The organism is Streptomyces sp. APSN-46.1, assembly GCF_022815725.1.
GTDB lineage: Bacteria > Actinomycetota > Actinomycetes > Streptomycetales > Streptomycetaceae > Streptomyces.
In genome coordinates, this window is record NZ_JALGRF010000006.1 from 171,205 (window position 1) to 193,610 (window position 22,406).

18 protein-coding genes and 1 tRNA gene are annotated in these 22,406 nt (G+C 68.4%); 14 read left to right on the plus strand and 5 right to left on the minus strand.

The features are described from left to right. The first annotated feature begins 38 nt into the window (after positions 1 to 38). From MTF65_RS18875 to MTF65_RS18890, 4 genes are all read left to right on the plus strand, one after another. Positions 39 to 1,499, plus strand: coding sequence for an MFS transporter (locus MTF65_RS18875; RefSeq protein WP_243629905.1), 1,461 nt, complete (start codon positions 39 to 41; stop codon positions 1,497 to 1,499). Between the two features lie 69 nt (positions 1,500 to 1,568). Then, positions 1,569 to 1,973, plus strand: coding sequence for a DUF3291 domain-containing protein (locus MTF65_RS18880; protein WP_243629906.1), 405 nt, complete (start codon positions 1,569 to 1,571; stop codon positions 1,971 to 1,973). Positions 1,974 to 2,042: 69 nt separating this feature from the next. Then, positions 2,043 to 3,098 (plus strand): UDP-N-acetylmuramate dehydrogenase, encoded by a 1,056-nt coding sequence (locus MTF65_RS18885; protein ID WP_243629907.1) that lies wholly within the window; start codon positions 2,043 to 2,045, stop codon positions 3,096 to 3,098. Positions 3,099 to 3,114: 16 nt separating this feature from the next. Next, positions 3,115 to 3,531: a hypothetical protein gene (locus tag MTF65_RS18890; RefSeq protein WP_243629908.1), complete on the plus strand. Its 417-nt coding sequence runs from the start codon at positions 3,115 to 3,117 to the stop codon at positions 3,529 to 3,531. A gap of 41 nt (positions 3,532 to 3,572) precedes the next feature. Here the strand turns inward: MTF65_RS18890 and MTF65_RS18895 are convergent, their stop codons facing one another. Both MTF65_RS18895 and MTF65_RS18900 read right to left on the minus strand, forming a co-directional pair. Continuing rightward, complete coding sequence (locus tag MTF65_RS18895) at positions 3,573 to 4,592, minus strand: adenosine deaminase (protein WP_243629909.1); 1,020 nt, start codon at positions 4,590 to 4,592, stop codon at positions 3,573 to 3,575. A 300-nt stretch (positions 4,593 to 4,892) separates the two neighbouring features. Then, positions 4,893 to 6,119 carry a pyridoxal phosphate-dependent aminotransferase gene (locus MTF65_RS18900; RefSeq protein ID WP_243629910.1) on the minus strand — a complete coding sequence of 409 codons (1,227 nt, stop codon included), beginning with the start codon at positions 6,117 to 6,119 and terminating at the stop codon, positions 4,893 to 4,895. A 259-nt stretch (positions 6,120 to 6,378) separates the two neighbouring features. On the opposite strand from MTF65_RS18900, the gene MTF65_RS18905 reads away from it, so the two are divergent. The 10 genes from MTF65_RS18905 to MTF65_RS18950 all read left to right on the plus strand — a co-directional run bounded on the left by MTF65_RS18905 (position 6,379) and on the right by MTF65_RS18950 (position 19,757). Then, positions 6,379 to 6,451 (plus strand) — tRNA-Trp (locus MTF65_RS18905). A gap of 105 nt (positions 6,452 to 6,556) precedes the next feature. Then, entirely contained in the window at positions 6,557 to 6,838 is a 282-nt protein-coding gene (secE, locus tag MTF65_RS18910; RefSeq protein WP_030298162.1) for a preprotein translocase subunit SecE, read from the plus strand. An 85-nt stretch (positions 6,839 to 6,923) separates the two neighbouring features. Then, positions 6,924 to 7,901, plus strand: a complete 978-nt coding sequence (gene nusG / locus MTF65_RS18915; RefSeq protein WP_243629911.1) for a transcription termination/antitermination protein NusG — start codon at positions 6,924 to 6,926, stop codon at positions 7,899 to 7,901. Between the two features lie 169 nt (positions 7,902 to 8,070). Further along, positions 8,071 to 8,505 carry a 50S ribosomal protein L11 gene (gene rplK / locus MTF65_RS18920; protein WP_243629912.1) on the plus strand — a complete coding sequence of 145 codons (435 nt, stop codon included), beginning with the start codon at positions 8,071 to 8,073 and terminating at the stop codon, positions 8,503 to 8,505. A gap of 86 nt (positions 8,506 to 8,591) precedes the next feature. Further along, positions 8,592 to 9,320 carry a 50S ribosomal protein L1 gene (gene rplA / locus MTF65_RS18925; protein ID WP_030710300.1) on the plus strand — a complete coding sequence of 243 codons (729 nt, stop codon included), beginning with the start codon at positions 8,592 to 8,594 and terminating at the stop codon, positions 9,318 to 9,320. A gap of 197 nt (positions 9,321 to 9,517) precedes the next feature. Beyond that, on the plus strand, positions 9,518 to 10,402 hold the full coding sequence (locus MTF65_RS18930) for an LppX_LprAFG lipoprotein (protein WP_243629913.1): 885 nt from the start codon (positions 9,518 to 9,520) through the stop codon (positions 10,400 to 10,402). 265 nt (positions 10,403 to 10,667) lie between these two features. After that, positions 10,668 to 11,198, plus strand: coding sequence for a 50S ribosomal protein L10 (gene rplJ / locus MTF65_RS18935; RefSeq protein ID WP_243629914.1), 531 nt, complete (start codon positions 10,668 to 10,670; stop codon positions 11,196 to 11,198). Positions 11,199 to 11,308: 110 nt separating this feature from the next. Continuing rightward, positions 11,309 to 11,689: a 50S ribosomal protein L7/L12 gene (rplL, locus tag MTF65_RS18940; protein ID WP_243629915.1), complete on the plus strand. Its 381-nt coding sequence runs from the start codon at positions 11,309 to 11,311 to the stop codon at positions 11,687 to 11,689. 588 nt (positions 11,690 to 12,277) lie between these two features. Beyond that, positions 12,278 to 15,760 (plus strand): DNA-directed RNA polymerase subunit beta, encoded by a 3,483-nt coding sequence (gene rpoB / locus MTF65_RS18945; protein WP_243629916.1) that lies wholly within the window; start codon positions 12,278 to 12,280, stop codon positions 15,758 to 15,760. Between the two features lie 97 nt (positions 15,761 to 15,857). Continuing rightward, complete coding sequence (locus MTF65_RS18950; RefSeq protein ID WP_243629917.1) at positions 15,858 to 19,757, plus strand: DNA-directed RNA polymerase subunit beta'; 3,900 nt, start codon at positions 15,858 to 15,860, stop codon at positions 19,755 to 19,757. A gap of 29 nt (positions 19,758 to 19,786) precedes the next feature. Here MTF65_RS18950 and MTF65_RS18955 read toward each other — a convergent pair whose 3' ends face one another. Genes MTF65_RS18955 through MTF65_RS18965 form a run of 3 tightly spaced genes read right to left on the minus strand, consistent with a single transcriptional unit; the run spans position 19,787 to position 22,398 of the window. Continuing rightward, positions 19,787 to 20,863, minus strand: a complete 1,077-nt coding sequence (locus MTF65_RS18955; protein WP_243629918.1) for a M48 family metalloprotease — start codon at positions 20,861 to 20,863, stop codon at positions 19,787 to 19,789. A 21-nt stretch (positions 20,864 to 20,884) separates the two neighbouring features. Continuing rightward, a complete protein-coding gene (locus tag MTF65_RS18960; protein ID WP_243629919.1) occupies positions 20,885 to 21,385 on the minus strand; it encodes a Pycsar system effector family protein in 501 nt (166 codons plus the stop codon). Next, a complete protein-coding gene (locus MTF65_RS18965) occupies positions 21,382 to 22,398 on the minus strand; it encodes a hypothetical protein (protein WP_243629920.1) in 1,017 nt (338 codons plus the stop codon). The genes MTF65_RS18960 and MTF65_RS18965 overlap by 4 nt, the downstream gene beginning before the upstream one ends. Between the last annotated feature and the right edge of the window lie 8 nt (positions 22,399 to 22,406).

Here is a 22,406-nt window from a genome sequence, read left to right on the forward strand (position 1 = left end):
CGCACACCCGCGCCACGACTGCAGGGGGAATCGTGACCATGACCACCCATACCGCAAGCGACACCCGGCTCCGGGGCCCCGCGCTCTGGACGCTTGTCATCACCGCGACCGCCGGGTTCATGGCCGCCCTCGACAACCTCGTCGTCACCACCGCCCTCCCCGCCATCCGCCAGGACCTCGGCGGGAAGCTCGAAGACCTCGAATGGACGGTGAACGCCTACACCCTCACCTTCGCCGTCCTCCTCATGCTCGGCGCCGCCCTCGGGGACCGTTTCGGCCGCCGCAGGCTCTTCATCGGCGGCCTCGCCCTGTTCACCGCCGCCTCCGCCGCGGCCGCCCTCTCGCCCGGGATCGACGAGCTCATCGCCGCCCGCGCCGTCCAGGGCGTCGGCGCCGCGGTCATGATGCCGCTGACCCTCACCCTGCTCACCGCCGCCGTCCCCGCCGCCCGCCGCGGCATGGCGCTCGGGATCTACGGAGCCGTCTCCGGCCTCGCCGTCGCCAGCGGCCCCCTCATCGGCGGCAGCCTCACCGAGTACATCTCCTGGCAGTGGATCTTCTGGCTCAACGTCCCGGTCGGCCTCGCGCTGATCCCGCTCTCCCGACTCCGCCTCACCGAGTCCACCGCCCCGAACGCCCGCCTCGACATCCCGGGCACCGTCCTCATCAGCGGCGGCCTCTTCGGCATCGTCTACGCCCTGGTCAACGCCAACGCCCACGGCTGGACCAGCGCCCCCGTCCTGACCGGCCTGATCGCCGGCTCCGCGCTCGTCGGCGGGTTCATCCACCACGGCTTCACCAGCGCCAACCCCATGCTCCCCATGCGCCTCTTCCGCAACCGGGGCTTCCTCGGGATCAACTTCGCCGGCCTGCTGATGTTCCTCGGCATGTTCGGCTCGATCTTCCTGCTCAGCCAGTTCCTCCAGGGCGTCGCCGGCTACTCGCCCACCGAGGCCGGACTGCGGCTGCTGCCCTGGACCGGAATGCCGATGATCATTTCCCCGCTCGCGGGCATCCTCGCCGACCGCATCGGCAGCCGCCCCGTCATCGCCGCCGGTCTCGCCTACCAGGCCGCAGGCCTCGTCTGGTACGCCATGACCCTGGAGGCCGACCTCTCGTACACCCACCAGCTCCCCGCGCTGATCCTCAGCGGCATCGGCATGGGCCTGTACTTCGCCCCCGCCTCCCACGCCCTGATGTCCACCGTGGCCCCCGCCGACCAGGGCAAGGCCTCCGGTACCAACAGCGCCCTGCGCGAGGTCGGCGGCGCCCTCGGAATCGCCATCCTGGCCTCCGTCTTCTCCACCCAGGGCGGCTACGAGAGCCCGCAGGCCTTCGTCGACGGCACCGTCCCCGCCGTGTGGATAGGCGCCGGCGCGGTCGCCGTGGCCGCCGGGCTGGCCCTGCTGCTGCCCCGCAAGGCGAAGTCCGCGCCGGTCGTCGCCGCCGAGCGCGCCCCACGCGTCGGCGAGACCACCGCCAAGGTCCCCGCGAACTGACCCCACCCGCGCGCTACACGCCCCGCGCCCCGCGCCCCGCGCCCCACACCCCCCGAAGGAGTACCCGCCATGCCCGACATCCCCTGGTCCACGCCCACCCAGGCCCCCACCGGCGCCGAGGTCTACGTCATGGCCTCCCGCTTCGAGACCGCCACCCTCCTCGGCGCCTTCAGGTTCTTCCTCAAGTCGCCCGGCATCATCCTCCAGGTCCGCAAGGCTCCCGGCGCCCACGGCGTCGCCCTCCGGGCCCGCGTCTTCAGCCGCACCTTCCTCACCGTCTCCGCCTGGGAGGACCGCGAGGCGCTCTACCGCTTCGCCCGCAGCGAGCCGCACCGTTCCAGCTCCCGCGCCGCGAGCGCCTCCATGAAGGAATCCACCTTCACCTTCTGGAGCGTCCCGGCCTCCGAGCTGCCCATCACCTGGGCCGAGGCGCAGCGCCGCCTCGACGAGCAGCAGGCGGGCGCGGGCCGCTGAGCCCCCTCACCCGCGTACGGTCCGTGGCCCCGCAAGGATGCGGGGGGCACGGACCGTACTCTTGTCCACGTGCAGGAACTCCACGACGCCCCCCTCGCCCCGCTGACCACCTTCCGCCTCGGCGGCCCCGCCGCCCGGCTGGTCACCGCGACCACCGACGCCGAGGTGATCGCCGCCGTCCGCGCCGCCGACGACAGCGGCACCCCGCTGCTCGTCATCGGCGGCGGCAGCAACCTGGTCATCGGCGACCAGGGCTTCGACGGAACCGCCCTGCGCATCGCGACCACCGGCTTCACCCTGACCGGCACCACCCTGGAGCTCGCCGCGGGCGAGAACTGGAGCGCGGCCGTCGCCCGTACCGTCGAGGCCGGCCTGGCCGGCATCGAATGCCTCGCCGGAATCCCCGGCTCCGCCGGTGCCACCCCGATCCAGAACGTCGGGGCGTACGGCCAGGAGGTCCGCGACACCATCACCGAGGTCGTCGCGTACGACCGCACGCGCCGCGAGACGGTCACGCTCACCGCCGCCGAGTGCGCGTTCACCTACCGCAACAGCCTCTTCAAGCACGAGCCCGAGCGGTACGTCGTCCTGCGCGTCCGCTTCGCCCTGGAGGACGCCGGCGGGCTGTCCGCGCCGATCAAGTACCCCGAGACCGCCCGCGCCCTCGGCGTCGAGGCCGGCGACCGGGTCCCGGCCGCCACCGCCAGCGCGACCGTGCTACGGCTGCGCGCCGGCAAGGGCATGGTGCTGGACCCCGCCGACCACGACACCTGGTCCGCCGGCTCCTTCTTCCACAACCCGATCCTGAGCGACGAGGCCTACGCCGCCTTCCTCGCCCGCGCCCAGGACCGCCTCGGCCCCGACACCGCCCCGCCCGCCTACCCGGCCGGCCACGGGCGTACGAAGACCAGCGCGGCCTGGCTGATCGACAAGGCCGGATTCACCAAGGGCTACGGCACCGGCCCCGCGCGCATCTCCACCAAGCACACGCTCGCGCTCACCAACCGCGGCGAGGCCACCACCGAGGACCTCCTCACCCTGGCCCGCGAGGTCGTCGCGGGCGTTCACGCGGCTTTCGGCGTCACCCTGGTCAACGAGCCGGTGACGGTCGGCGTCAGCATCTGAAGGAGCCCCGGCCGCCATGCTCTGTCCCCGGCACGGCGCCGGTACGGACCCCACCCGGCTGGTGGGACGCGCGATCAGCAGCATCGTGGCGTCCTGGCACGTCTACGAGGGCGAGCGCTCCGAGGCCCCGCTCGACGTCTGGCTGATCGACAGCGAGGGTGAATCCACCCGGATCACCACCGGGTCCGACCAGTGCCTCATCGTCGAGTCCGCCGAGCCGCACGAGCCGTTCGACATGGGGGAGTGGGGGCGCATCGAGGTCGGCGAGGACCTCGGCTACCACCCGTTCCTGAGGCACCTGGGCGAGACCGTGGCCACCGTGGCCGAGTTCGCCGTGCCCGCCACCGGCCGCACCCACCTGGAGATCGGCTTCGCGGACGGCGACCGGGTGCGGGCCGACTGCCACCAGGGCGACCTGCGGCTGACCCGGTGATCAGCCGGTGATCAGCCGTTGACCAGCCGCTGATCAGCCCATCAGCCCGTCAGCCAGTGGTCGATCCCGGCCAGCAGCTTGGCCTGTACGTCCTCAGGCGCGGCCGAACCGCGGACGGACTGGCGCGCCAGCTCGGCGAGTTCCGCGTCCGTGAAGGCGTGGTGGCGGCGCGCGATCTCGTACTGCGCCGCGAGCCGGGACCCGAACAGCAGCGGGTCGTCCGCGCCCAGCGCCATCGGCACCCCGGCCTCGAAGAGCGTGCGCAGCGGGACGTCCTCGGGCCGCTCGTACACCCCGAGGGCGACGTTGGAGGCCGGGCAGACCTCGCAGGTGATCTGCCGGTCGGCGAGCCGCTTCAGCAGCCGGGGGTCTTCGGCGGCCCGTACGCCGTGCCCGATGCGGGCGGCGTGCAGGTCGTCGAGGCAGTCGCGGACGGAGGAGGGGCCGGTGAGCTCGCCGCCGTGCGGGGCGGCGAGCAGGCCGCCCTCGCGGGCGATCGCGAAGGCCCGGTCGAAGTCGCGGGCCATGCCGCGGCGCTCGTCGTTGGAGAGGCCGAAGCCGACAATGCCGCGGTCGGCGTAGCGGACGGCGAGGCGGGCGAGGGTGCGGGCGTCGAGGGGGTGCCTCATGCGGTTCGCGGCGATCAGGACGCGCATCCCCAGGCCGGTCTCGCGGGAGGCGGCGTCGACGGCGTCCAGGATGATCTCGACGGCCGGGATCATCCCGCCGAGCAGGGGGGCGTAGGAGGTGGGATCCACCTGGATCTCCAGCCAGCCGCTGCCGTCCCGTACGTCTTCCTCCGCGGCCTCGCGGACCAGGCGGCGGATGTCGTCGGGCTCGCGGAGGCAGGACCGGGCGGCGTCGTAGAGCCGCTGGAAGCGGAACCAGCCGCGCTCGTCGGTGGCGCGGAGCCGGGGGGGCTCGCCGGCGGTCAGCGCGTCGGGGAGGCGGACGCCGTACTTGTCGGCGAGCTCCAGCAGGGTCGATGGGCGCATCGAGCCGGTGAAGTGCAGGTGGAGGTGGGCCTTGGGGAGGAGCGAGAGATCGCGTGCGTGCGCCATTTTGTGATCCTGCCGTACCGCTGCGCTGGGCGGGAGGGGGTTTACCTATTGGGGGCTTGCCCGAACGGGCGAGCGGGGTCGGGGGCGGGGGAGGCGGGCCGCTGCGCGGGGCCTCCCGGGCGCTGCCCGGACCCGCGCCTCAAACGCCGGCGAGGCTGAAAAGGCGCCTCAAGCGCCGGCGGGGCTGAAGAACCCGGGCGCTGCCCGGACCCGCGCCTCAAACGCCGGCGGGGCTGGATGTGCCTGAGCGGCGGCTCCCCGTTCGGGGAGGCGCCGCTCAGGGTCTGGCTGCGGGCCGCTCTAGGCCTTGGCCTCGGCCAGGAGCTTCTGGATGCGGGAGACGCCCTCCACCAGGTCCTCGTCGCCCAGGGCGTACGAGAGGCGCAGGTAGCCCGGGGTGCCGAAGGCCTCGCCCGGGACGACCGCGACCTCGGTCTCGTCCAGGATCAGGGCGGCCAGCTCGATGGTGGTCTGCGGGCGCTTGCCGCGGATCTCCTTGCCGAGGAGCTCCTTGACGGAGGGGTACGCGTAGAACGCGCCCTCGGGGGTCGGGCAGAAGACGCCGTCGATCTCGTTCAGCATCCGCACGATCGTCTGGCGGCGGCGGTCGAAGGCGGTCCGCATCTCGTGGACGGCGCTCAGGTCGCCGGAGACGGCGGCGAGCGCCGCGACCTGGGCCACGTTGGAGACGTTGGACGTGGCGTGCGACTGGAGGTTGGTCGCGGCCTTGATGACGTCCTGCGGGCCGATGACCCAGCCCACGCGCCAGCCGGTCATCGCGTACGTCTTGGCGACGCCGTTGACCACGATGCACTTGTCGCGCAGCTCGGGGACGATCGCCGGGAGCGAGACGAACTTCGCGTCGCCGTAGACGAGGTGCTCGTAGATCTCGTCGGTCAGGACCCACAGGCCGTGCTCGGCGGCCCAGCGGCCGATCGCCTCGGCGTCGGCCTCCGAGTACACGGCGCCCGTCGGGTTGGACGGGGAGACGAACAGGACGACCTTCGTCCGCTCGGTCCGCGCCGCCTCCAGCTGCTCGACGGACACGCGGTAGCCGGTGGTCTCGTCGGCGACGACCTCGACCGGGACGCCGCCCGCGAGGCGGATGGACTCCGGGTAGGTGGTCCAGTACGGGGCCGGGACGATGACCTCGTCGCCCGGGTCGAGGATGGCCGCGAACGCCTCGTAGATCGCCTGCTTGCCGCCGTTGGTCACCAGGACCTGCGACGCGTCGACCTCGTAGCCGGAGTCGCGCAGCGTCTTCGCGGCGATCGCGGCCTTGAGCTCGGGCAGGCCGCCGGCCGGCGTGTAGCGGTGGTACTTCGGGTTGCGGCAGGCCTCGATCGCGGCCTCGACGATGTAGTCCGGGGTCGGGAAGTCCGGCTCGCCCGCGGCGAAGCCGATCACCGGGCGCCCGGCGGCCTTGAGCGCCTTGGCCTTGGAGTCGATGGCGAGGGTGGCGGACTCGGAAATGGCGCCGATACGGGCGGACACCCGGCGCTCGGAGGAAGGCGTTGCAGAGGTCATGCGGCCAATCGTCCCAGACGGCATCCGAGCCCCGCACACCGTTTCAGGTACCGGACGAACCACATCCGGATGATGATCTCGACGGCCTCCGGCCGTCCTCCGGTCTGCCTTCGGACGGCGTCCGGACGGCGTCCCGATGGGTTCTGTTCGACGTCAGGGCCCGGACCACGTACACTCACCTGTCGTTGGTCCTCGCCGATCGCTCCAGAGCGTGAGCACTCCGTGCACTCATCCGGATGCGGTAGGTTGGGGAACGCAAAGGGTCGTAGCTCAATTGGTAGAGCACTGGTCTCCAAAACCAGCGGTTGGGGGTTCGAGTCCCTCCGGCCCTGCTCCACACTCCTTCTCGGACGTGTGCGCAGGTACGTACTTCGATGCAACGCCGTGCGGCGCAACCGGGCGCGGCTACGGCCACGACCCGGATTCAGGTGAGAGACGTGACGGACGCCCTGGGCTCCATCGACATGCCTGACGCCGAGGACGACACTCGAGAGAAGAAGGCCCGCAAGGGCGGCAAGCGCGGCAAGAAGGGCCCTCTGGGTCGGCTCGCGCTCTTCTACCGCCAGATCGTCGCGGAACTCCGCAAGGTCGTCTGGCCCACTCGGAACCAGCTCACGACGTATACCACCGTGGTGATTGTCTTCGTCGTCATCATGATCGGTCTGGTGACCGTGATTGACTATGGATTCCAGGAAGCCATCAAGTTCGTCTTCGGCTGATCCCCGCGGAGGGCGGCGCCTTGATGGGTGCCGCCCGTTTTCGCATGTTCCACCACCTTTTGTATTCCAGGAAGAAGCAGCCACCGTGTCTGACCCGAACCTGAACGCGAGCCACGACTCCGTCGAGTCCGTCGAGGACGCGCTCGACATCGTCGAGGCGGCGGACGCTGTGGACCCTGACGAGGCCGAGCGCGCCGACGCCAAGGCTGGTATCGCTGCCGAGGAAGCCGCCCTGCACGTCGAGGACGAGGCCGACCTCTACGCCGAGGCCCCTGACGTGGAGACCGCCGACCTCGACGCCGGCGACGCGGAGCCCGCCCACGCCGAGGCCGTCGAGGTCGAGGTCGATGTCGAGGCCGAGGTCGAGACCGCCGAGGAAGAGACCACCGAGGAAGAGGCGGAGACCGCCGAGGGAGAGGCCGAGGAGGCCGCCCCCGCCGAGCCCGTCGACCCCGTCGAGGCCCTGCGCCAGGAGCTCCGCCTGCTCCCCGGCGAGTGGTACGTGATCCACACCTACGCGGGCTACGAGAAGCGCGTGAAGGCCAACCTGGAGCAGCGCGCCGTCTCGCTGAACGTCGAGGAGTTCATCTACCAGGCCGAGGTGCCCGAGGAAGAGATCGTCCAGATCAAGAACGGCGAGCGCAAGAACGTCCGGCAGAACAAGCTGCCCGGTTACGTTCTCGTCCGCATGGATCTGACGAACGAGTCCTGGGGCGTCGTCCGCAACACGCCTGGCGTCACCGGCTTCGTCGGCAACGCGTACGACCCGTACCCGCTGACCCTGGACGAGATCGTCAAGATGCTCGCCCCGGAGGCGCAGGAGAAGGCCGCCAAGGCCGCCGCGGAAGAGGCCGGCCTGCCGGCGCCCGCCGTCAAGCGCACCATCGAGGTCCTGGACTTCGAGGTCGGCGACTCGGTCACCGTCACCGACGGCCCGTTCGCGACGCTGCAGGCGACGATCAACGAGATCAACCCGGACTCGAAGAAGGTCAAGGGCCTCGTCGAGATCTTCGGCCGCGAGACCCCGGTCGAGCTCAGCTTCGACCAGATCCAGAAGAACTGATCCACCTCTTCTGAGACTCAGCTTCCGGACAGGTCAGATCGCCCCGTGAGGGCGGTCTGACCTGCTCGGTTTTTAGCCCCGCTCCGATACCCGTTATCGTGGTGCGGTATGCCTCCATCCGGATGACCGGATTGGCGGCGAAAACTCTCACTAGGACCCGGAGAGAGCAATGCCTCCCAAGAAGAAGAAGGTCACGGGGCTTATCAAGCTCCAGATCAAGGCCGGTGCGGCCAACCCGGCTCCGCCGGTCGGCCCCGCGCTCGGTCAGCACGGCGTCAACATCATGGAGTTCTGCAAGGCCTACAACGCCGCGACCGAGTCGCAGCGTGGCATGGTCGTGCCGGTGGAGATCACGGTCTACGACGACCGCTCCTTCACCTTCATCACCAAGACTCCGCCGGCCGCGCGTCTCATCCTGAAGAGCGCGGGCATTGAGAAGGGCTCCGGCGAGCCGCACAAGACCAAGGTCGCCAAGCTCACCGGCGCCCAGGTCCGCGAGATCGCCGAGCTCAAGATGCCCGACCTGAACGCCAACGACATCGACGCCGCCGTGAAGATCATTTCCGGCACCGCGCGCTCGATGGGCATCACGGTCGAAGGCTGATCCAGCCACCCCAGCACCACAGTGGTAGGACCAAGCGCTGGTCCGCACCACGACTCCACGCCTGAAGAAACAACACAGGAGCAGAAGTGAAGCGCAGCAAGACTCTCCGCGCTGCGGACGCCAAGGTCGACCGGGAGAAGCTGTACGCCCCGCTCGAGGCCGTCCGTCTCGCCAAGGAGACCTCCGCGACCAAGTTCGACAGCACCGTCGAGGTCGCCTTCCGCCTGGGTGTCGACCCGCGCAAGGCCGACCAGATGGTGCGTGGCACCGTGAACCTCCCGCACGGCACCGGCAAGACCGCCCGGGTCCTGGTCTTCGCGACCGGTGACCGTGCTGCGGCCGCGGAAGCCGCCGGCGCCGACATTGTCGGCGACGACGAGCTGATCAACGAGATCGCCAAGGGCAACCGCCTGAACGAGTTCGACGCCGTTGTGGCCACCCCGGACCTCATGGGCAAGGTCGGCCGCCTCGGCCGCGTGCTCGGTCCCCGTGGCCTCATGCCGAACCCGAAGACCGGCACCGTCACGATGGACGTCGCGAAGGCTGTCACCGAGATCAAGGGTGGCAAGATCGAGTTCCGCGTCGACAAGCACTCGAACCTGCACTTCATCATCGGCAAGGTCTCCTTCTCCGATGAGCAGCTGGTCGAGAACTACGGCGCGGCCCTGGACGAGATCCTTCGTCTGAAGCCGTCCGCCGCGAAGGGCCGCTACATCAAGAAGGCCGCCCTGAGCACCACGATGGGTCCCGGCATCCAGCTGGACTCGAACCGCACCCGGAACCTCCTCGTCGAGGAAGACCCGGCTGCTGTCTGATCGGGCCGACCAGGCCGGGCCTGACGGCTCGCTGAACGGCTGAACGGGCCCTTCGCCCCCTTCACAGGGTGGCGAAGGGCCCGTTTCTCGTTGGCGGCCCTTGTTGAACGGTTGAACGGCCGAAAACACGTTCGGTGGTGGGGGCGGGGGAACGTATGGTCATAGCAACAAACGATCACACCAGGGGTGGGGACTCCATGCTCGCGAACCGCAAGAAGACCGTTGGCGCGGCACTGGCCGCCGTACTGCTCGTGGGTGGGGCCACGGCGTGCGAGAACGGCGACACCAAGAAGGACACGGGCAAGGCCGCCGCCTCGGCCTCCGCGTCCGCGTCCGCGCCGGCGGGCAAGGGCGCCGCGGAGGTGACGCCGGTCGCGCTGCTGGAGAGCACGAGGAAGACGTCCGAGGAGATCACCTCGCTCCGCTACACGATGTCCGGCACCACCCCCGACGGGGCGGTCGCGGGTGACGTCTCGATGTCGCTCAAGCCGGCCCTCGCCATGCAGATGAAGATGACCTCGCCGGACAGCCCGGGCGAGACCGCCGAGATCCGCCTGATCGACGGCGCCATGTACATCGGCGCCGAGGGCAAGTGGCTGAAGTTCGACCTGAAGTCCCTCGACCCGAAGGCGGCCGAGCAGCTGGACGCGGCCGGCAAGGGCACGCAGAACGCCGAGAACCCGGGCGACAAGGCGAACGCCCTGCTCCAGTCCAAGGACGTCAAGCTGGTCGGCGAGGAGACCATCGACGGCCAGAAGACGAAGCACCTGGCGGGCACGCTCACGCTGGACCAGATGAAGACCGCGACCGCGAGCGAGGACCAGGCGGCGAAGGACCGCCGGGAGAAGACGCTCAAGGACCTGGAGAAGCAGGGCATCACCACCATGACCGTGGACATGTGGATCGACGAGAGCAACCACACCAAGCAGGTCCGCACCCGTGGCCAGGGCACCAAGGGCGCCACGGACATGACGATCAAGTTCACGGACTACAACAAGCCGGTCTCCGTCACCGCCCCGCCGGCCGACCAGGTCGTGGACCTCGCCGAGATGATGAAGGGCTCGGGCGAGGGCAGCGCCTGAGGTTCCTGAGCCTCCTGGGCCGATTTGCCTCGGCTCGACCCCTTCACGTAGTCTTCCCCAGAAGCCAAAGACCGCTGGTCGTTGCCGTGCCCGCAAGGGTTCGGTGGCCGAAGGATCCGCCAACTGCGGACGACCCGCGCAGGTGACTGTGGAGAGTTCCCGGAATTCGTTCCGGTTGAGCTACGCCCTGGCGCCTGCGCCGGGGCGTTTTGTATGTCGGCCCCTTCTGAGCGGTCCTCATCACCCGGAAGGAGGCCGACGCACTATGCCGACGCCCAACAAGGCTGCCGCGGTAGCCGAGCTCACGGACGCGTTCCAGAGCTCGAACGCCGCCGTGCTGACCGAGTACCGGGGTCTCACCGTCGCGCAGCTCAAGACGCTGCGTCGTTCGCTCGGTGAGAACGCCCAGTACGCCGTGGTGAAGAACACGCTGACCAAGATTGCGGCCAACCAGGCCGGGATCACCGCGCTGGACGAGCACTTCGCTGGTCCCACCGCGGTCGCCTTCATCACCGGTGACCCGGTGGAGTCGGCGAAGAGCCTGCGTGACTTCGCCAAGGACAACCCCAACCTGATCATCAAGGCGGGTGTCCTTGATGGTAAGGCGCTCTCCGCCGATGACATCAAGAAGCTTGCGGACCTCGAGTCCCGCGAGGTTCTGCTCAGCAAGCTGGCCGGCGCGTTCAAGGGCAAGCAGTCTCAGGCTGCCTCGCTCTTCCAGGCGCTGCCGTCGAAGTTCGTCCGCACTGCGGAAGCGCTTCGCGTCAAGCTCGCCGAGCAGGGCGGTGCCGAGTAATTCGGCTCGCGCACTGATCCGCGCCGCCTAGTGCGCGGGTCGTAGCGGGCCGTTACGCCCGCCTCTCTATACATCCGGCACCTGCCGAATTAGTGGAAGGATCGCCCATCATGGCGAAGCTCTCTCAGGACGACCTCCTCGCCCAGTTCGAGGAGATGACCCTCATCGAGCTCTCTGAGTTCGTGAAGGCGTTCGAGGACAAGTTCGACGTCACCGCCGCCGCGGCCGTCGCCGTTGCCGGTCCGGGCGCCCCGGCCGCCGTTGAGGCCGCCGAGGAGCAGGACGAGTTCGACGTCATCCTCACCGGTGCCGGCGACAAGAAGATCCAGGTCATCAAGGTCGTGCGTGAGCTGACCTCCCTGGGCCTCAAGGAGGCCAAGGACCTCGTGGACGGCGCCCCGAAGCCCGTTCTCGAGAAGGTCGCCAAGGAGGCCGCTGACAAGGCCGCCGAGGCCCTCAAGGCCGCCGGTGCCGGCGTCGAGGTCAAGTAACACCTCTGAGGCCGCCTGACGGCCTCAACCAAAGGGCGATCACCCGTAAGGGTGGTCGCCCTTTGGCGTACTCCCAGTGCCTGATTTGCCCTGGTCTCGTTGGGGAGTATGGTGATCTTCGCTGCCCTGGGAGCGGGTCCCGAGATGATCCGCACGGAGCAGGGGGCCTTGACGAACGGCACGCGGCGCGCAATTCTCAGACCCGTCGTGAGATCGACCCCGCTCGATCCGAGATCCGAGGCACCGGATCGGAGATCCTAGGCATGGATCGACTACGAAGAGGGCAGTACTGATACGCGCTCTGTGTACGAGGGCCGCAGCGTTGGACGAGTGTTGGAACAACATGGGGAAGGCCTGTTGCCGGTTTCCGGAAACCTGGTCTGGACATCAGTGAGCCAAGTGGCTACACTGACCCTTTGCGCTGCCTGTTAGCTGCCCTCTGCCCGTCGCCAGGGGCATGCCCACGCTAGAGCACACTTGATTGATACGCCCTGACCTGGTCTTTCGATCAGATTGGGGGGCCTGTCTTCTGTGTCAGCTGGGACCGGTACGCGCGTAGTGAGTCCGAGCCCTCGGAAGGACCCCCTCTTGGCCGCCTCGCGCAACGCCTCGACCAATACGAACACCGGTGCCAGCACCGCCCCGCTGCGCATCTCCTTTGCAAAGATCAAGGAGCCCCTCGAGGTTCCGAACCTCCTGGCGCTGCAGACAGAGAGCTTTGACTGGCTGCTCGGTAACGCAGCCTGGAAGTCTCGCGTCGAGTCGGCGCTTGAGAGTGGACAGGACGTCCCCACCAAGTCCGGTCTGGAAGAGATCTTCGAGGAGATTTCGCCGATCGAGGACTTCTCCGGGTCGATGTCGCTGACCTTCCGCGACCACCGTTTCGAGCCGGCGAAGAACTCTGTCGACGAGTGCAAGGACCGCGACTTCACGTACGCGGCTCCGCTGTTCGTCACGGCCGAGTTTACGAACAACGAGACCGGAGAGATCAAGTCTCAGACGGTCTTCATGGGCGATTTCCCGCTCATGACCAACAAGGGCACCTTCGTCATCAACGGCACCGAGCGTGTCGTGGTGTCGCAGCTCGTCCGTTCCCCCGGTGTCTACTTCGACTCCTCCATCGACAAGACGTCCGACAAGGACATCTTCGCAGCCAAGATCATCCCGTCCCGGGGTGCCTGGCTGGAGATGGAGATCGACAAGCGCGACATGGTCGGTGTCCGCATCGACCGCAAGCGCAAGCAGTCCGTCACCGTCCTCCTGAAGGCTCTCGGCTGGACCACCGAGCAGATCCTCGAGGAGTTCGGCGAGTACGAGTCCATGCGCGCCACCCTGGAGAAGGACCACACCCAGGGCCAGGACGACGCGCTGCTCGACATCTACCGCAAGCTGCGTCCGGGCGAACCGCCGACCCGTGAGGCCGCTCAGACGCTGCTCGAGAACCTCTACTTCAACCCGAAGCGCTACGACCTCGCCAAGGTCGGCCGCTACAAGGTGAACAAGAAGCTCGGCGCCGATGAGCCGCTGAACGCCGGTGTGCTCACCACCGACGACATCACCGCCACGATCAAGTACCTCGTGAAGCTCCACGCGGGCGAGACCGAGACCATCGGTGAGTCGGGCCGTTCGATCGTCGTCGAGACCGACGACATCGACCACTTCGGCAACCGTCGTCTGCGCAACGTCGGCGAGCTCATCCAGAACCAGGTCCGCACGGGTCTGGCTCGTATGGAGCGCGTCGTCCGCGAGCGGATGACCACCCAGGACGTCGAGGCGATCACGCCGCAGACCCTGATCAACATCCGGCCGGTCGTCGCCTCCATCAAGGAGTTCTTCGGCACCAGCCAGCTGTCGCAGTTCATGGACCAGAACAACCCGCTGTCGGGTCTGACCCACAAGCGCCGCCTGTCGGCGCTGGGCCCCGGCGGTCTGTCCCGTGAGCGGGCCGGCTTCGAGGTCCGTGACGTTCACCCGTCGCACTACGGCCGCATGTGCCCGATCGAGACCCCTGAAGGCCCGAACATCGGTCTGATCGGCTCGCTCGCCTCCTACGGCCGCGTCAACGCGTTCGGTTTCGTCGAGACCCCGTACCGCAAGGTCATCGAGGGTGTCGTCACCGACGAGGTCGACTACCTGACCGCCGACGAGGAAGACCGCTTCGTCATCGCCCAGGCCAACGCCGGCCTGTCCGAGGACATGCGCTTCACCGAGAACCGCGTGCTGGTTCGCCGTCGTGGTGGCGAGATCGACTACATCGCCGGCGACGACGTCGACTACATGGACGTCTCCCCGCGCCAGATGGTGTCCGTCGCGACCGCGATGATCCCCTTCCTGGAGCACGACGACGCCAACCGCGCCCTCATGGGCGCGAACATGATGCGCCAGGCCGTTCCGCTCATCAAGGCGGAGGCGCCGCTCGTCGGCACCGGCATGGAGTACCGCTGTGCGGTCGACGCCGGTGACTCGATCCGTGCGGAGAAGGACGGTGTCGTCCAGGAGGTCTCGGCCGACTACATCACCGTCGCCAACGACGACGGCACGTACACCACGTACCGCGTCGCGAAGTTCTCCCGCTCGAACCAGGGCACCTCGGTCAACCAGAAGGTGATCGTCAACGAGGGCGACCGGATCGTCGAGGACCAGGTCCTCGCCGATGGTCCGGCGACCGAAGAGGGCGAAATGGCCCTCGGCAAGAACCTGCTCGTCGCGTTCATGCCGTGGGAAGGTCACAACTACGAGGACGCGATCATCCTGTCGCAGCGCCTCGTGCAGGACGACGTCCTCTCCTCGATCCACATCGAGGAGCACGAGGTCGATGCCCGTGACACCAAGCTGGGCCCCGAGGAGATCACCCGGGACATCCCGAACGTCTCCGAGGAGGTCCTAGCGGACCTCGACGAGCGCGGCATCATCCGCATCGGTGCGGACGTAGTCGCCGGCGACATCCTGGTCGGCAAGGTCACGCCCAAGGGTGAGACCGAGCTGACCCCGGAGGAGCGCCTGCTCCGCGCGATCTTCGGTGAGAAGGCCCGCGAGGTGCGTGACACCTCGCTCAAGGTCCCTCACGGTGAGATCGGCAAGGTCATCGGTGTCCGCGTCTTCGACCGCGAGGAGGGCGACGAGCTTCCTCCGGGCGTGAACCAGCTGGTCCGCGTCTACGTCGCCCAGAAGCGCAAGATCACCGACGGCGACAAGCTCGCCGGCCGCCACGGCAACAAGGGTGTCATCTCCAAGATCCTTCCGATCGAGGACATGCCCTTCCTTGAGGACGGCACGCCGGTCGACATCATCCTGAACCCGCTGGGTGTCCCGTCCCGAATGAACCCGGGACAGGTCCTGGAGATCCACCTCGGCTGGCTCGCCAGCCGCGGCTGGGACGTCTCCGGCCTCGCGGAGGACTGGGCGAAGCGCCTTCAGGTGATCGGCGCCGACCAGGTTGCCCCCGGCACCAACGTCGCCACCCCGGTGTTCGACGGTGCCCGTGAGGACGAGCTCGCCGGCCTCTTCGAGCACACGCTCCCGAACCGCGACGGGGACCGCCTGGTCCTCCCGTCCGGCAAGGCGCGCCTGTTCGACGGCCGCTCCGGTGAGCCGTTCCCCGACCCGGTCTCGATCGGGTACATGTACATCCTCAAGCTCCACCACCTGGTCGACGACAAGCTCCACGCCCGGTCGACCGGTCCGTACTCGATGATCACGCAGCAGCCGCTGGGTGGTAAGGCGCAGTTCGGTGGCCAGCGCTTCGGTGAGATGGAGGTGTGGGCGCTTGAGGCTTATGGCGCCGCTTACGCCCTCCAGGAGCTGCTGACCATCAAGTCCGACGACGTCACCGGCCGCGTGAAGGTCTACGAGGCCATCGTCAAGGGCGAGAACATCCCCGAGCCGGGCATTCCCGAGTCCTTCAAGGTGCTCATCAAGGAAATGCAGTCGCTCTGCCTCAACGTGGAGGTGCTGTCCTCGGACGGCATGTCCATCGAGATGCGCGACACCGACGAGGACGTCTTCCGCGCGGCGGAGGAGCTCGGTATCGACCTGTCCCGGCGTGAGCCGAGCAGCGTCGAAGAGGTCTGACGGGCCTGACGGGGGGCTCGCTCAAGAGCCCCCCGTCATCCCCGGGACCGTTCAGACCATGATTGAGACTCGACCCCGAAAGAGGGATTGACGCACAGTGCTCGACGTCAACTTCTTCGACGAGCTGCGGATCGGCCTTGCCACCGCGGACGACATCCGAACCTGGTCGCACGGCGAGGTCAAGAAGCCGGAGACCATCAACTACCGCACCCTCAAGCCCGAGAAGGACGGACTCTTCTGCGAGAAGATCTTCGGTCCTACCCGGGACTGGGAGTGCTACTGCGGCAAGTACAAGCGTGTCCGCTTCAAGGGCATCATCTGTGAGCGCTGTGGCGTCGAAGTCACGCGCGCCAAGGTGCGCCGTGAGCGGATGGGCCACATCGAGCTTGCCGCTCCCGTCACCCACATCTGGTACTTCAAGGGCGTCCCGTCGCGCCTTGGCTACCTGCTGGACCTCGCGCCGAAGGACCTCGAGAAGGTCATCTACTTCGCCGCGTACATGATCACGTTCGTGGACGACGAGCGCCGCACCCGCGACCTCCCGTCGCTGGAGGCCCACGTCTCCGTCGAGCGCCAGCAGATCGAGAACCGCCGTGACGCGGACCTCGAAGGCCGTGCCAAGAAGCTCGAGACCGACCTGGCCGAGCTTGAGGCCGAGGGCGCGAAGGCCGACGTGCGCCGCAAGGTGCGCGAAGGCGCCGAGCGCGAGATGAAGCAGCTCCGTGACCGCGCCCAGCGCGAGATCGACCGCCTCGACGAGGTGTGGGCCCGCTTCAAGAACCTCAAGGTCCAGGACCTGGAGGGCGACGAGCTGCTGTACCGCGAGCTGCGTGACCGCTTCGGTACGTACTTCGACGGCTGCATGGGCGCCGCGGCGCTGCAGAAGCGCCTGGAGTCCTTCGACCTCGACGAGGAGGCCGAGCGCCTCCGCGAGATCATCCGTACCGGCAAGGGCCAGAAGAAGACCCGTGCGCTCAAGCGCCTCAAGGTCGTCTCCGCGTTCCTGCAGACCAGCAACAAGCCCAAGGGCATGGTGCTCGACTGCGTGCCGGTCATCCCGCCGGACCTGCGTCCGATGGTGCAGCTGGACGGTGGCCGCTTCGCGACCTCCGACCTGAACGACCTGTACCGCCGCGTGATCAACCGCAACAACCGCCTGAAGCGTCTGCTCGACCTCGGTGCCCCCGAGATCATCGTGAACAACGAGAAGCGCATGCTCCAGGAGGCGGTCGACGCCCTCTTCGACAACGGCCGTCGTGGTCGCCCGGTCACGGGCCCCGGCAACCGTCCGCTGAAGTCCCTCAGCGACATGCTGAAGGGCAAGCAGGGTCGATTCCGTCAGAACCTTCTCGGTAAGCGTGTGGACTACTCCGCGCGTTCCGTGATCGTCGTCGGTCCGCAGCTGAAGCTGCACCAGTGCGGTCTGCCCAAGGCCATGGCGCTGGAGCTCTTCAAGCCGTTCGTGATGAAGCGCCTGGTCGACCTGAACCACGCGCAGAACATCAAGTCGGCGAAGCGCATGGTCGAGCGCGGCCGCACGGTCGTCTACGACGTGCTCGAAGAGGTCATCGCCGAGCACCCGGTTCTCCTGAACCGTGCGCCCACGCTGCACCGCCTCGGCATCCAGGCCTTCGAGCCCCAGCTGGTCGAAGGCAAGGCCATCCAGATCCACCCGCTCGTCTGCACCGCGTTCAACGCGGACTTCGACGGCGACCAGATGGCCGTGCACCTGCCGCTCTCCGCGGAGGCGCAGGCCGAGGCCCGCATCCTGATGCTGTCCTCGAACAACATCCTCAAGCCGGCCGACGGCCGTCCGGTCACGATGCCGACCCAGGACATGGTCCTCGGTCTGTTCTTCCTGACCACCGACGGTGAGCTCCGTGACGTCAAGGGTGAGGGCCGCGCGTTCGGCTCGACCGCCGAGGCGATCATGGCGTTCGACGCCGGCGAGCTCGCGCTGCAGTCGTCCGTGGACATCCGCTTCCCGGTGGGCACCATCCCGCCGCGTGGCTGGGTGCCGCCGGTCGCCGAGGAGGGCGAGCAGGAGTTCCAGCCGGGCGACAGCTTCCGTCTGCGCACCACCCTGGGCCGCGCGCTCTTCAACGAGCTGCTGCCCGAGGACTACCCGTTCGTCGACTACTCGGTGGGCAAGAAGCAGCTCTCCGAGATCGTCAACGACCTGGCGGAGCGCTACCCCAAGGTCATCGTGGCGGCGACGCTCGACAACCTGAAGGCGGCCGGCTTCCACTGGGCGACCCGTTCGGGCGTCACCGTGGCCATCTCCGACGTCGTCGTGCCCGAGGCCAAGAAGGCCATCGTCGCGGGCTACGAGGCGATGGACGAGAAGGTCCAGAAGCAGTACGAGCGCGGTCTGATCACCAAGGACGAGCGCACGCAGGAGCTCATCGCGATCTGGACCAAGGCGACCAACGAGGTTGCCGAGGCGATGAACGCGAACTTCCCCAAGACGAACCCCATCTTCATGATGGTTGACTCGGGTGCCCGAGGAAACATGATGCAGATGCGACAGATCGCCGGTATGCGTGGTCTGGTGTCGAACGCGAAGAACGAGACCATCCCGCGTCCGATCAAGGCGTCCTTCCGTGAGGGCCTCACCGTTCTGGAGTACTTCATCTCCACGCACGGTGCCCGTAAGGGTCTGGCGGACACCGCCCTGCGTACCGCCGACTCGGGTTACCTGACCCGTCGTCTGGTGGACGTCTCGCAGGACGTGATCATCCGCGAGGAGGACTGCGGTACCGAGCGCGGCCTCAAGCTGAAGATCGGTGTCAAGGACGAGGCGGGTGTCCTCCGCAAGGCGGACGACGTCGAGACCTCCGTGTACGCCCGCATGCTGGCCGAGGACGTCGTCATCGACGGCAAGGTCATCGCGCCGGCGAACGTGGACCTCGGTGACGTGCTCATCGACGCCCTCATCGCGAACGGCGTCGAGGAGGTCAAGACCCGCTCGGTCCTGACCTGTGAGTCGGCTGTCGGCACCTGTGCCTTCTGCTACGGCCGCTCCCTGGCCACCGGCAAGCTGGTCGACATCGGTGAGGCGGTCGGCATCATCGCCGCCCAGTCCATCGGTGAGCCCGGTACCCAGCTGACGATGCGTACCTTCCACACCGGTGGTGTGGCCGGTGACGACATCACGCAGGGTCTGCCGCGTGTCGTCGAGCTCTTCGAGGCCCGTACCCCGAAGGGTGTCGCCCCGATCTCCGAGGCCGCCGGCCGCGTGCGGATCGAGGAGACCGAGAAGACGAAGAAGATCGTCATCACGCCCGACGACGGCAGCGAGGAGACGGCGTTCCCGATCTCCAAGCGCGCCAAGGTCATCGTGCACGAGGGCGACCACGTCGAGGTGGGCCAGAAGCTCACCATGGGTGCCACCAACCCGCACGACGTGCTGCGCATCCTCGGCCAGCGCGCCGTCCAGGTCCACCTGGTCGGCGAAGTCCAGAAGGTCTACAACTCGCAGGGCGTGTCGATCCACGACAAGCACATCGAGATCATCATCCGGCAGATGCTGCGCCGCGTGACGATCATCGAGTCCGGCGACGCGGAGCTCCTGCCGGGCGAGCTCGTCGAGCGGTCGAAGTTCGAGACCGAGAACCGTCGTGTGGTCACCGAGGGCGGTCACCCCGCCTCCGGCCGTCCGCAGCTGATGGGTATCACCAAGGCCTCGCTCGCCACCGAGTCGTGGCTGTCGGCGGCGTCCTTCCAGGAGACGACCAGGGTTCTGACGGACGCGGCGATCAACGCCAAGTCCGACTCCCTGATCGGCCTCAAGGAGAACGTCATCATCGGTAAGCTCATCCCGGCCGGTACGGGCCTCGCCCGCTACCGCAACATCCGGGTCGAGCCCACCGAGGAAGCCAAGGCCGCGATGTACTCGGCCGTCGGCTACGACGACATCGACTACTCGCCCTTCGGCACCGGCTCCGGCCAGGCTGTCCCGCTGGAGGACTACGACTACGGCCCGTACAACGGCTGAGTCGGACCAGAGCAGTAACCGCAGGGCGGTCACCCGAGAGGGTGGCCGCCCTGCGGCGTTACCCCCTGCCCGGCCAGATAGGGCTGAAGGTGGTGCAGCCGGGTGCGGTGATCGGGGTGGCTGGACAGCAGCCGGGCCAGGAAGCCGGGCTCGGCGGCGGCCGTGGCGACGGCAGCGCCACCGGGCAGGGTCGCCCGGCCCGTGGCGGGCCTTTCCTCGGCGATCCATCCGTGCAGTACTTGGGCAAGCATGGGAGCGAAGCCCAGAACAGCGGCATGCTCATCCGCACGGAGTTCGGCCCGCCGGGCCACCGCGGCTGTCAGATAGGGCAGGGCGGGCAACAGGAGCGGAAGGCCGTAGGTCTCGCTCACGGTGACGAAGGCGAGCCACGCGACGAGGCCGACCAGGAGTGCCCCGGCCATGTACGAGGACATGCTCACGGACCGGTACAGCCGGATGGCCAGCACGTTCAGGGCCCGCCACATGTGTCGGCCCGGCTGCTCGTACCACCAGCCCAGCAGCCCGGACCAGGCGTGCCCGCCGGTGTGGTGGCCGAGTTCATGAGCCAGTACGGCGGCCAGCTGCGCGGTGGGGAGGCGCTCCACCGCGTGCCGGGTGACTCCGACGATGTGGCCGGCGGCCGCGGAGGCGTTGATCCCGTCGCTGTCTTCGATCCACAGCTCGTAGCGCGTGCCGTCGATGCCCGCGCGGGCGGTGACCTCGCGCCACACCGGGTGGAGCCGGGCGAGCTCCTCTGGCAGAGGGCGTTGGAGGCGTAGCAGGTGGCGCGCGAGGAACCGCTCACTGGGCCGGTGGAAGACGAGGGCCCCCGAAGTGATCCAGAGGGTGGTCGGAACCCAGACGGGCAGCCCGAGCCAGACTTCCAGCAGCAGCGCGGTGAGCAGCACCACGGCCAGGCTCAGCAGGAACCCGGGTATGTGGAGCGCGAGCGTGCCCCAGGCGGTGGCATCGGTGCGGCGCTGGCGGGCATGGTGGAAAACGCGGGTTCCCGGGGCGTTCCGGTACTCAAGATCGTCGGGGCCGAGCTCGGCCGGTGCGGGCTCCGGCGGGTAGCCGGGGTACGAAGGGTCGGATGCCTGGTCCACGGTGGTCCTTCCGGTCGGACGTCAGCCGATGAGGAGGGCAGCGGGCAGCAGCACGGTTGCGGCGCAGAACGCGATCAGGCCGGCCTTGATCCACTGCAGTTTGCGCACGGCGATACGGCTGTTCTCCGCGAGAGCCGCCCGCAGCGGGGCGCCGGGGTCCCGGACGGTGTCCGCCAGGGCCTCTTCGAGTCGGCCCTGGCGGTCGGCCGAGCGGATGTCGCCGAAGTACGAGAGGGGTGTGCCGGGCTGCCAAGCGGTAGTGCGGTACCGCGGTAACACTGCGAGCAGGAGTGAGAACAGGGCCAGCCCCAAGCCCGCGGCTCCGCACCACCAGAAGACAGCGCCGGTGGTGGAGAGCACGTCGGGCCGCCAGTGCTTGCCCGCGAGCAGGGCGCTGATCAGCCCGACCGTCATACCGAGTGCTCCCATCAGGATCGAGGCCTTGCTGTCCGCGCGGGCGATCTCCGTACGCAGATCGCCGAGGAGTCGCTGGGCGGCCTCACCGGTGGCGGGGGCGGTCACCGCTCACCGTCGCCGGAAGGGCCCGGCGGTACCGGGGCGTGCCCGTAGCCGGAGGGCTGCTCCCAGCGGGGGAGGGCGCCGGCGACCGGTTCGCCGGGTGTCCCGGACAGTCGGCGGGTGAAGAAGTCGCTGATCATCTGGAGCACGATCCGCTTGGGGCCCTCCAGCTCGTGCGCTTCGCCGCCGCTCTCGCCGAGAAGTTCCCTGATCAGGCTGATCTGTGCCTGGATCAGGTCCAGCTCGTGCTTCTGCATCCCGTCGAGGACCGGCTGGGTGTCCTCGGGGCGCTGCGCCAGGTGCAAGGCCCAGGCCTGCACCCCGCCCTGTGCCAGATGGCGCTGGTAGAAGTCGACCTTCTGAGCCTCATACCGCTGGAGTTCGAGCGCGTGCCGGGCTTCGGCCGTGGCTTGCTCCGCCGAGTGGTGGATGGCCTGCAGACGCCGCTCGTGCTCGATGTTGTCCGCGTCCCGCCGGAGCCGGATCGTCCAGTTGGCGCGCAGACCCGCGCTTTCCCCCAGGGGCTTGCCGGCCTGGAGCGTGGAGAGCAGTTCCGATTCCGCTGCCGCGCTCCGGCCGATCGGGAACTGCCGGGCCACCGGGCGGGCCGCCTGTTCCAGCTCGTTGGTCAGCATGCGCGGCACGTTGCGCCAGCCACTGCGGACGTACTGTGCCGGGTCGGTGACCTGCCAGTCGAGGACGACGTTCACCTCGAACTCGTGGGCGTCGTTGTCACTCGGCAGCCGCAATTCGGCGCGGAGCGGATGGACGCCGGTGTCGACCTCGTACACAGCGGTGTAGCGCCTGGTCGTGACCGGCCGTCGAGGCGGCAGATATGTGTCATATGTACCTTTGGGTGACGAGTACACGAGCGCGTAGTCGATCCGGCCGTGAGGCTTGCGGGGGAGGATGTTCATCCGGCCGAGCTGGCGGACGGTGACGACGGCATCGATCAGCTCGCTGTCGCGGCGGGCGTGCTGGTCCCAGTCGGGTCGGCCGAAGAGGTCGGTCGCCATGTGTGTCT